The organism is Candidatus Alcyoniella australis (genome assembly GCA_030765605.1).
GTDB classification, from domain to species: Bacteria; Lernaellota; Lernaellaia; order JAVCCG01; family Alcyoniellaceae; genus Alcyoniella; species Alcyoniella australis.
On sequence record JAVCCG010000072.1, the window covers coordinates 69450 to 79932 of the forward strand.

Genomic DNA, 10483 nt, shown 5'->3' on the forward strand with positions numbered 1-10483 from the left:
CGATCCCCCTACGGCGCCAGCATCGCGGCGGCGTGACGCAACGCGGGCCCGGCCTGGGCCGCGGCGCCGCCATCGGTCACGCCGATCTGTTGCAGCAGCGCGTTGACGCTGGGCTCGATCAACGCCAGGAAAGTGTTGGGATGCAGGCCGATCCAGAAGACCATCAGCACCAGCGGCAGCATGTAGGCCCACTCCCGCGGGCGCATGTCCTCGATCTCGGCATTGGCCTCGTTGGTCACCTCGCCGAACATCACGCGCTGGTACATCCAGAGCATGTAGACCGCGGCCAGCACCACGCCCGTGGCCGCGGCCACGGTCAGCGGTACGCTGTTGCGGAAGCTCCCGAGCAAAATCAGGAACTCGCCGGTAAAGCCGTTGGTGCCCGGCAGGCCGATCGAACTCAGGGTGAGGATCATCAGAAACACGGCGAACACCGGCACCACGCGGCCCAGGCCGCCGAAGTCGCGGATCATCCGCGTGTGTCGCCGCTCGTAAAGCATGCCCACCAGCAGAAACAGCCCGCCGGTGGAGATGCCGTGATTGATCATCTGCAACACCGAGCCCTGCATGCCCATGGTGTTGAAGGCGAACATCCCGAGCATCACGAATCCTAAATGGCTCACCGAGCTGTAGGCCACCAGCTTCTTGACGTCGGGCTGGACCATCGCCACCAGCGCGCCGTAGACGATGCCGATCACCGCCAACATGCTGATCAAGGGCGCGGCCTGGAACGCGGCGCCGGGGAACAGGCCGATGGCGAAACGCAGGAAGCCGTAGGTCCCCATCTTGAGCATCACGCCGGCCAGAATCACCGAGCCCGCCGTGGGCGCCTCGACGTGGGCGTCGGGCAGCCAGGTGTGGAACGGGAACATCGGCACCTTGATCGCGAACGCCAGGGCGAACCCGGCGAACAGCACGAGCTGCGCGGTCGCTCCGAGCATTCGCGTGCGCGCGGCGAGCTCGAAGTAATCGAAGCTCGAGCCGCACGACTTATACAGATAGAGAATCGCGGCGAGCATCAGCACCGAGCCGACCATCGTGTAAACGAAGAACTTGACCGCCGCGTAGATCCGGCGCGGCCCGCCCCAGACCCCGATGATCAGGTACATCGGGATCAGCATCAGCTCCCAAAACACGTAGAACAGGAACATGTCCAGGGCCACGAACACGCCGGTCATGCCGAACTGCAGCAGCAGCATCGCGATCATGTACTGCTTGACGCGCACCGTGATGTAACGATAGGCGCTCAGCGCGCAGATCGGACCCAGGAACGTGGTCAGCAGCACCAGCAGCAGGCTGATGCCGTCCACGCCCACCAGGTAGTGCACGGAGAAGGCGCTGATCCATTCCAGCGGCACCTCGAACAGGAACAGCCCCTTCACACCGGCCGCTGGCGAGGCGTGGGCGATCAGCCGCGCGTACTCAAAATACAGCGGCAGCGAGAGCACGAAGGTTGCCAACGTTGCGCCCAGAGTGAAGTGGCGCACCAAGCGCTCGCGGCGCGAGGGGATCAGCAGCAGCGCCAGGGCCGCCAGCAGCGGCAGGAAAGTCACCAGGCTGATCCAACGCTGATCGAGGTAGTGCATCAGGCCCCCATCAGCAGGGCCAGCAGCAGGCCCACCGCGCCCAGGGCCACGGCCAGGGCGTAGCTGGAGACCCGGCCGTCCTGCAGCCGCCGCAGCTGCCCGCCCAGGGCTTGCGCCAGCCAGGCCGCGCCGTTGACCGCGCCATCGATCACCGCTTCGTCGATAAAGCGCCAGAGAAAGTTGGTGCTGGTGCGACGCAGCGGCTGAACCACGGCCGCGTCGTTGAACTCGTCGATGTAGTACTTATTGAACACCACTCGGTGCAGGCCTTTGATCTTGGCCACGATGCGACCCGCGCGCTGAAGCCCGCTGCGGTAGATCACGATCGCGCTCAGTGCGCCGATCAAGGCCACGGCCACGGAGAGCGCCATCAGCCCATACTCGACCGCGTGTCCGAAGGTATGGCCCGCGTGGGGCAGCGCGGATGTGGACTGTGCGAGGAAGTGGTGGATGCGATTGCTGCCGCCCAGGGCTTCGGGCACGCCCACCAGTCCGCCGACCACCGAGAGCACGGCCAGGATCGCCAGCGGCACCCACATCAAGGCCGGCGCCTCGTGGGCCTGCTCGTGCAGCTCGGCGTCGCGCGGCGGCCCGGACCAGAAGGTCAGCAGCAGCGCGCGCCAGATGTAGAACGCGGTCATGCCCGCGGTGATCAGACCCACGGCGTAGAGCACGTAGTACAGCGCCCCGCCGCTGGCCCCACGGTTAAAGGTCATCCAGAGGATCTCGTCCTTGCTGAAGAACCCCGAGAGGCCGGGGAAGCCCATGATCGCCAACGTGGCCACTAGGAACACCGCGTGGGTGATCGGCAGCTTTTTGCGCAGGCCGCCCATCTTGTGCACGTCCAGCTCGCCGTGCAGCGCGTGCATCACTACGCCGGCGGCCATGAACAGCAGCGCCTTGAAAAAGGCGTGGGTCACTAGGTGGAAGATCCCGGCCGAAAACGCGGCCACGCCCACGCCGAGGAACATGTAGCCCAGCTGGCTGATCGTCGAGTAGGCCAGGATGCGCTTGAGATCGCGTTGGGCAAAGCCCATGGTCGCGGCATAGAACGCCGTGGCCGCGCCCACCGTGGCCACCACCGCCAGGCTCGTGGGCGAGAGCACGTAGAGGAAGCTCAGCCGCGCCACCATGTAGACGCCGGCGGTGACCATCGTCGCCGCGTGAATCAGCGCGCTGACCGGGGTCGGGCCCTCCATCGCGTCGGGCAGCCAGAAGTAGAGCGGAATCTGCGCGCTCTTGCCCGTGGCGCCGATGAAGAACAGCAGAGTGATCGCGGTGATCATCCCGCCCGAGACCCCGCCGAGCTGCACCTTGGCCTGAAGCTGGTCGAACTCCAGTACGCCGAAGCACCAGAAGGTGAGAAAGATCCCGAGCAGGAAACCGAAGTCGCCGATGCGGTTGACGATGAACGCCTTCTTGCCCGCATCGGACGCGCTCTTCTTTTGGTAGTAGTAGCCGATCAGCAAATACGAGCAGAGCCCCACGCCCTCCCAGCCCACGAACATCAGCAGCAGCGAGTTGCCCGAGACCAGCAAGAGCATCGAGAACACGAACAGGTTGAGGTAGGTGAAGTAGCGCCGGAATCCGCGCTCGCCCGCCATGTAGCCCATGGAGTAGATGTGGATCAGCAGGCTCACGCCCGCGACCACCAGGCACATCACCGCGCTCAGCGGATCGAAGATGAACTGCACCGGGATCGACAGCGGCCGCGAGGTAAGCGTGGCGGCCGAAATCCATTGGTAGAGCGGCTGCGTGGCCAGGGCATGTTGGCCCTGTGGCAAGCCCAGCAGCTCGGCAAACGCCAGCAGCGTGACCACCAAACTCCCGAGCACCGCCGCGCAGCCGATCAGGCCCACCAGCCGCTCGGAAAAGCGCCTGCCCGCCAAACCGTTGACCAGCACGCCGATCAGCGGAAACAGCGGGATCAGGAACAGGTAGTCGCCCATCAATTCATCCCTTGAGCAGGTTGATCCGCTCGACGTCGATGGTCGCCGAGTTGCGGAACAGCGAGATGATGATCGCCAGCCCCACCGCGGCCTCGGCCGCGGCCACGGCCATCACGAACAGCACGAAGGCGTGCCCCGTGACCTGTCCCATGCGCGTGGCCAGAGTTACCAGGGTCAGGTTGACCGCGTTGAGCATCAGCTCGATGCAGATAAAAATCACGATCGCGTTGCGCCGCACCAGCACTCCGGCCATCCCGATCACGAACAGCAGCGCGGCCAGCAGCAGGTAGCCGTTAAATACGGTCTCAGCCGACATCGTCGCCCTCCTGTTTCTCGTGGGCATCGCCCTCGTCTTGTGGTTTGCGCGTGAGGATCACCGCGCCGACAATCGCCACCAGCAGCAGCACCGAGGCGATCTCAAAGGCGAACACGTAGCGCGTGAACAGCAGCTCGGCCAACGCCGTGGGGTCGCCGAAGGTGCTCGCGGGCACGTCGCCCGTGCGCGGATCGAGGTCGGTCAGCACGTAGAGCACCTCGACCAGCAGCAGCACCGCGGCCAGCAGTCCGGCCAGCCGCGCGGGCCCGCGCAACACGAAGAAGCCGGGCTTCCCCTCCTCCTTGAGGTTGAGCAGCATGATTACGAACACGATCAACACCAGGATCGCACCGGCGTAGACCATCACCTGGAACAGCGCGATCAGCTGGGCGTTGATCAGGATGTAGAGCCCGGAGAGCCCGATGAATGCGAACAGCAGCGAGATCGCCGAGTTGATCGGGTTGCGCTGCAGCACCACCGACAGCCCCGAGCCCAGGGTCAGCAGCGCCAGGACGGCGAAGACTACGCTGGAGGCCGCGCCGAACTCCACCTTAACTCTCCTGCGCCCGGGCCGCGGGATCGGGCTCGGTGAGTCGATCCTTGTCCCACAGCAAATCGGCCTTGTTGTATTCGGCCATCTCGTAGTCCCCGGTCATCACGATCGCGTCGTAGGGGCAGGCCTCGACGCAGAACCCGCAGTACACGCAGCGCATGGCGTTGACCTCGTAGACCTTGGCAAAGCGCTCGCCGTACTGGGTCTCGCCGGGTTCGATGTAGATCGCGGCCGCCGGGCAGACCGCCGCGCACATCCCGCAGGCCACGCAGCGCTCCGAGCCGTCGTCCCAGCGCCGCAGGCGATGTCTGCCGCGGAAGCGCTCGGCCACCTCCCGGCGCTGTTCGGGGTAGCGCAGGGTCACTGGTTTACGCAGCGCGTGACGCATGGTCAGCGCCAGCCCTTTCCAGATATCCCAGAGGGTCACGCTACGCAGGAAGCGTCCCAGCGCGCCCATCAGGCCCCCCACCCCAGACGCTGCCAGGCCAGCATGTAGATTGCCGTCAGCATCAGGTTGGCCAGGCCGATGGGCACGAAACGCTTCCAGCCCAGCTCCATCAGCTGGTCGTAGCGGTAGCGCGGCAGGGTCCAGCGCACCCAGAAGTAGGTAAAGATCAGCACCGCGACCTTGGTCAGCATCACGGCCAGGCCGATCAGCATCCGCACCCAGTAGGCGTCGATGGCCGCGACCTTGGCCTGCAATCCCAGGGGCAGCTGGTAGCCGCCGAGAAACAGCACCGCGGTGATCGAGGCCGCGGCGACCATGTTGCCGTACTCGCCGATGTAGAACCCGGCGAACTTCATCGCCGAGTACTCGGTGTGGAACCCGGCCACCAGCTCCTGCTCGGCCTCGGGGAAGTCGAACGGCGCGCGGTTGGTCTCGGCGAGCATCGCGATGTAGAACACAAAGAAGCCGATCAGCCCCAGCGGCGGGTACTTCCACAGGTTCCAGTGCACCTGCTGTTCGGCGATCACCTGGCTGAGGTTGAAGCTGCCCGAGAGCATCACCACCAGCGCCACGGACAAACCGATGGCCAGCTCGTAGCTGATCATCTGCGCGCTGGAGCGCAGGCCGCCGAGCAGGCTGTACTTGCTGTTGGAGCTCCAGCCGGCGAGCACGATGCCGTAGACCGCCAAGCTCGAGACCGCCAGCAGGTAGAGCAGGCCAACGTTGAAATCGGCGATCACCGCGTTCTCGGTAAACGGAATCACGGCGATGATCGCCAGGGTGCAGCTCATGGTGATGCTCGGCGCAAGGAAGTACAGAAAACGGTCGACCATCGCCGGCGTCAGGTCCTCTTTGAAGATCAGCTTGACGCCGTCGGCGATCGGCTGGAGCAGGCCCAGCGGCCCCACGCGGTTGGGACCCACGCGCTGCTGCAGCGCCGCGGCCACGCGCCGCTCATAGAGCGTGTTGTAGGCGGTGACCGTCAGGAAGCCGGCGAAGATCAGCAGCATTTTAAATGCGAAAATCAGCCAGCTGAATTGCTCCACACCGCTTGCCGTCATTTGTCCACGTCCGCCAGGCAAATGTCGGTTGTGCCCACCAGCGCCGAGATGTCGGCGATCATGTGTCCCTTGCTGATCAGCGGCAGGCCCTGGAGGTTGCCGAAGCTCGGCAGCCGGATCTTCAGCCGCCAGGGCTTGGCCGTGCTGTCGGAGACGATGGTGAACCCCAGCTCGCCCTTGGGCGCCTCCACCGCCTGGTAGACCTCGCCGCGCGGCACGTCAAATCCCTCGGTCATCAGATGGAAGTGATGGATCAGACTCTCGATGTTGTGGTTAACCTCGGCCTTGGGCGGCGGCACCACCCGCGGCAGGTCGGCATTGATCGGGCCGGGGCGCAACAGGTCGAGACACTGTTTGACGATCTTGTTGCTCTCGCGCATCTCCTTGATGCGCACCAGGTAGCGGTCGTAGGTATCGCAGGCCGCGCCAGCCAGCGCCATCTCGAACTCGAGGTCGTCGTAGCCCGAGTAGGGATAGGTCTTGCGCACGTCGTAGGGCACGCCCGAACCGCGCAGCATCGGGCCGGTAAAGCCCATGGCCACCGCGTCCTCGGGCGGCAGCACGCCGATGCCCTTGGTGCGCCGGTGCCAGATGCGGTTGTCGGTCAGCAGGGTCTCGTAGTCGTCGATCTTGCGCGGGAAGAGCTCGACGAACTCGCGCAGCTTCTCCTCGGCGCGCGGTGTCAGGTCGTAGGCGCAGCCGCCGATGCGAATCCAACTGACCATCAGCCGACCGCCAGCGACCTCCTCGAAAATCTCGTAGGTCAGCTCGCGCTCGCGGAAGGTGTAGAGGAAGACGGTCATCGCGCCGATGTCCATCGCGTGCGAGCCCAGCCACAGCAGGTGGCCCTCGATCCGGCCCAACTCGTTTAGCAGCACGCGAAGCAGGCGCGCGCGCGCGGGCACGTCGGTCCCCAGCAGCTTCTCCACGGCCAGGGCGTAGCCGAAGCTATTGCAGATCGGCGCGGTGTAATCCAGGCGGTCGGTAAGCGGGATGATTTGATGATAGGTCTTGTGCTCGGCGATCTTCTCGATCCCGCGATGCAGATAGCCGATGACCGGATCGAGATCGAGCACAGTCTCGCCCTCGAGCTTGAGCACCAACCGCAGCACCCCATGGGTCGAGGGGTGCTGGGGGCCCATGTTGAGGGTCATCTCGTGAAAGCGCTCGCCCATACTCAGCCCTTGCCCCGCAACGGGAAGTCCTTGCGCAACGGATGCCCGTCGAAGTCGTCTGGCATGTAGATCCGCCTCAGCCGCGGGTGCCCCTCGAACTCGATGCCGTACATGTCAAAGGCCTCGCGCTCGTGCCAGTCGGCCCCTGGGTAGAGGCTGCAAATCGAGGGGACTTTATCGCCGTGGGCCGGAACCCGGATGCGCATCCGCAGCCGCAGCTCGATCGAGTGCACGTTGTACAGCACCCAAAAGCGCGGCTCGCCCGCCATCGCCTCGAGGCCGACCAGGTCGCTGAGGAAGATAAAGCGCAGGCGCTCGTGGTCGCGGATCAGGGTCATGAACTCCAACAGCTCGCCAGGCTCGATGGTCCAGACGACCTCGCCGCGGAAATGCTCGTGGTCCAGGCGCTCCTCGCCGAAGCGCTCGGCGATGATCTGCAACGCCGGATGCTCGAGGTCCGTTGCGAACGGCAGGCCCTGGTCGAGTTCGTCGGACACGCCCTACTCCCTGTCGTGCACCGATTCCTCGGCGATCTTCTGCTGGAGTTTCATCACGCCGTAGATCAAGCCCTCGGGCGTCGGCGGGCAGCCCGGCACGTAGACGTCCACGGGCACCACCTTATCCGCTCCCTGGACCACGGCGTAGGAGTCGAAAATTCCGCCCGAGCAGGCGCAGCTGCCCATGGCGATCACCCACTTGGGCTCGGGCATCTGGTCGTAGACCTTACGCAACACGCTGGACATCTTCTTGGTCAGGGTGCCGGCCACGATCAACAGGTCGGCCTGGCGCGGCGAGGCGCGGAAGATCTCCCAGCCAAAGCGCGAGGCGTCGAAGTTGGCCTGAAACGCGGCCATCATCTCCATCGCGCAGCAGGCCAGGCCCATGGTGACCGGCCAGATCGAATTACTCCGCGACCAGTTGATCACGCCATCGAGCGTGGTGGTCAGGAAGCCCTCGGGTATCTTGTTTTCTAATCCCACTGTAGCGCTCCCTTGCGCCAGGCGTAGACCAGCCCGAGCACCAACACCAAGCTAAACAGCAGCATCTCGACCAGCAGAAACACGCCGGCCGAACCATCGAGGCTCTGGCGGTAGATCCGCACCCACGGATAAATGAACACCACCTCGAGGTCGAACAGCAGAAAGAGCATGCCAATCACGTAGAACTTGATCGAGAACCGCTCGCGCGGGCTGCCCACCGGGGGCACGCCGCACTCATAGGGCGAGAGCTTCTCCGCGCTGGGTTTGCGCGGTCCGAACAACGAGGTCAGGCCGATGATTCCACCGACCACCACCAGCAGCACGAAGCCGATGTAGACGAACAATGGCAGGAATGCGCTGGAGGTGTTGGGGTCCAAACTCAGACCTCCGTGACTGTTAATTTGGCGATAGTAACACAGAGCAAGACGCAGCTATTAGCCGACCGGCATTTAGCATCAGCAGCCTAAAAAGTCAAGTTGCAGATGCGGCTGTTCTCTTATGTTTTCCGTAGCTTACCCCTCTATTTAGCCTGTGGCCGCAGTGCAAACTTCACAAGATGCAAAGAATCGCCTACTTTGCACGGGGAGTACGACCAAGCCATGGCCAACCTTATCGACCTGATCGGCCGCCTGCGCCAAATCGCGCCGGCCTCAGCCGCGGACGCGGTGCGCCGCATTGCCGCTCGACGCGCGCGCCCCTCGCCGTTCGAGGTCGCCTACCGCCTGCCTTGGGGCGATGCGCGTTTCGGCCGTCGGATGGTCGAGGTACACCTCGACCAATCCACCGACCGCGGCACCAGAAAAATGGAGCGCTTGCTGGCCGAGGCCCACTGGATCGCGCACATGGCGCAGATCGGTCAAGGCTCGCGGGTATTCGAGCCCGCCTGCGGCCCGGGTCTATACCTGCGGCAATGGGCGCGGAGCGGCGCTGCGGTGTTCGGCGCGGATATCAACCGCGCGGCGTTGCGCTACGCCGCCGGGCTGTTCGACGGTCTGCCGCGTCCGTGTCTGATGTTGGCCGACGTGCAGCGCATCGGCCTGGCCGCGAACAGCCTGGATTGCATCTGCTACACCTACGGCGAGCCGAGCACCTGGCCGCCGGACGAGCTGTCGCAGCTGGTCGAGCGTTTCGCAAGCTGGCTGCGTCCCGGCGGCACGCTGATCCTCGAATGCTGCTCGGACCACGGGTTGCGCTCAGACGCCGGAGCGTTTTGCGATATCGTGCCGCGCAGCGTGTTCTGCGCAAGCCCGCAGGTCTACTGCGAGGAGCTTAGCTGGCACAGGCAAAGCCGTTCGCGGCTGGACCGCTACTGGATCATCGAGCTGCCCAGCGGCAAGCTCAGCGAATACAGCCTGGCTCACCGGGCATACGGCCCGGACGAGTTGCGCGCGATGCTGGCCCACGCCGGGCTCGAGCCGCGGCAGGTGTATGGCAATCTGCGCGGAGCGCAATGGACGAAAATGTCGGATTGGACCATGGCTGTGGCCGTTCGCCATTGACACCATTGTGCCGCGGGTACAAATCAAGCACTGGTCGCTACGCAGTCTGTGGTCAAGCTGATCAAGGTCGAAGTGAAGATGGTGAAGAGCAATCGTTATAAAACGTTCCCGATGACGGGGGATGGCCGTCAATCGGGAAACATTCCTTGACCGGATCGACCGATTGCGATATTGCGCGACGTGATCTCTGTAACCGCTTAGACACCGAACTGTAATTAGAGGCACAAAGTTATCTTCAGATTCCGGGATTCCGGTAATTCAGATTGACAGCGCTTCACCGGAAGCGGTATGTATGGCCATCGTCACGAAAATAAGCTGCCGTTTCACTGCGTCGAGGCGGTTTCTGTCACGTGAAACGTCCCATATCAGCGCTTGATATAGGGATACCGGAAACATTAGGGAGATAACCCATGAACTTTGATATCCAATTATTTCTTGACGAAGTCAGAAGTGGGAAACGCCTACCAACCAACAAAAAATTGGATAGTAAGGATGAAAAAGGTAAGCCTTACTGGGTCTTTTCTTTTCCTGAACTACAAGCACAAATTCACGTCCACTTCGCAAACGATCAATTTGAGCAGGTAACCACTTCTCATATAGTGCCCTTTGATCGTACAAAAAAAGAAAAAGAAATATATATCGACAATGCTACGGTTGCCCTTCTAAGACATTACGCGATTGAGCGCGAAGCCAATAAGTCGATTCAGATGAGCCAACCCGAGGACCAGAACACCGAGCAACAGCCCGAGCAGCCGCAAGGGGCCGCCCCCCCGCCTCCGCCTCCGCCGCCGCCGCCTCCCCCTCCGCCTCCTCCGCCGCCGCCTCCCCCTCCGCCTGCGAACGAAGCTGCGGAGCAGTCATCGGACAAGCTCAAAGAGGATGAGAAAGTCTTGGGACTGTTGGCCCACTTGTTCTA

At 63.5% G+C, this 10483-nt stretch carries 12 protein-coding genes; 2 read left to right on the plus strand and 10 right to left on the minus strand.

What is annotated here, in order from left to right; all coding sequences use genetic code 11:
- Nucleotides 1-8: 8 nt before the first annotated feature.
- The 10 genes from P9M14_08215 to P9M14_08260 are packed head-to-tail and all read right to left on the minus strand — an operon-like array spanning nt 9 to nt 8445.
- Complete coding sequence (locus P9M14_08215) at nt 9-1586, minus strand: NADH-quinone oxidoreductase subunit M (protein ID MDP8255718.1); 1578 nt, start codon at nt 1584-1586, stop codon at nt 9-11.
- Nucleotides 1586-3535 (minus strand): NADH-quinone oxidoreductase subunit L, encoded by a 1950-nt coding sequence (gene nuoL, locus P9M14_08220; protein ID MDP8255719.1) that lies wholly within the window; start codon nt 3533-3535, stop codon nt 1586-1588. Before nuoL ends, P9M14_08215 begins: the two co-directional genes overlap by 1 nt.
- A gap of 4 nt (nt 3536-3539) precedes the next feature.
- Nucleotides 3540-3851, minus strand: coding sequence for an NADH-quinone oxidoreductase subunit NuoK (gene nuoK, locus P9M14_08225; protein ID MDP8255720.1), 312 nt, complete (start codon nt 3849-3851; stop codon nt 3540-3542).
- Entirely contained in the window at nt 3841-4401 is a 561-nt protein-coding gene (locus P9M14_08230) for an NADH-quinone oxidoreductase subunit J (GenBank protein ID MDP8255721.1), read from the minus strand. Before P9M14_08230 ends, nuoK begins: the two co-directional genes overlap by 11 nt.
- Nucleotide 4402: 1 nt before the next feature.
- The gene (nuoI, locus tag P9M14_08235) at nt 4403-4861 is read right to left on the minus strand and encodes an NADH-quinone oxidoreductase subunit NuoI (protein MDP8255722.1); all 459 of its coding nucleotides are present in this window, start codon (nt 4859-4861) and stop codon (nt 4403-4405) included.
- Nucleotides 4861-5913: an NADH-quinone oxidoreductase subunit NuoH gene (gene nuoH, locus P9M14_08240; protein ID MDP8255723.1), complete on the minus strand. Its 1053-nt coding sequence runs from the start codon at nt 5911-5913 to the stop codon at nt 4861-4863. The genes nuoI and nuoH overlap by 1 nt, the downstream gene beginning before the upstream one ends.
- On the minus strand, nt 5910-7088 hold the full coding sequence (gene nuoD / locus P9M14_08245) for an NADH dehydrogenase (quinone) subunit D (GenBank protein MDP8255724.1): 1179 nt from the start codon (nt 7086-7088) through the stop codon (nt 5910-5912). The genes nuoH and nuoD overlap by 4 nt, the downstream gene beginning before the upstream one ends.
- Before the next feature lie 2 nt (nt 7089-7090).
- The gene (locus P9M14_08250; protein ID MDP8255725.1) at nt 7091-7585 is read right to left on the minus strand and encodes an NADH-quinone oxidoreductase subunit C; all 495 of its coding nucleotides are present in this window, start codon (nt 7583-7585) and stop codon (nt 7091-7093) included.
- A 3-nt stretch (nt 7586-7588) separates the two neighbouring features.
- On the minus strand, nt 7589-8068 hold the full coding sequence (locus tag P9M14_08255) for an NADH-quinone oxidoreductase subunit B family protein (GenBank protein ID MDP8255726.1): 480 nt from the start codon (nt 8066-8068) through the stop codon (nt 7589-7591).
- A complete protein-coding gene (locus P9M14_08260; GenBank protein ID MDP8255727.1) occupies nt 8059-8445 on the minus strand; it encodes an NADH-quinone oxidoreductase subunit A in 387 nt (128 codons plus the stop codon). Before P9M14_08260 ends, P9M14_08255 begins: the two co-directional genes overlap by 10 nt.
- A gap of 222 nt (nt 8446-8667) precedes the next feature.
- On the opposite strand from P9M14_08260, the gene P9M14_08265 reads away from it, so the two are divergent.
- Together P9M14_08265 and P9M14_08270 are read left to right on the plus strand one after the other, a co-directional pair.
- Nucleotides 8668-9567 (plus strand): class I SAM-dependent methyltransferase, encoded by a 900-nt coding sequence (locus P9M14_08265; protein MDP8255728.1) that lies wholly within the window; start codon nt 8668-8670, stop codon nt 9565-9567.
- A gap of 410 nt (nt 9568-9977) precedes the next feature.
- The coding region (locus tag P9M14_08270) for a hypothetical protein (protein ID MDP8255729.1) at nt 9978-10483 on the plus strand (506 nt) is incomplete at its 3' end.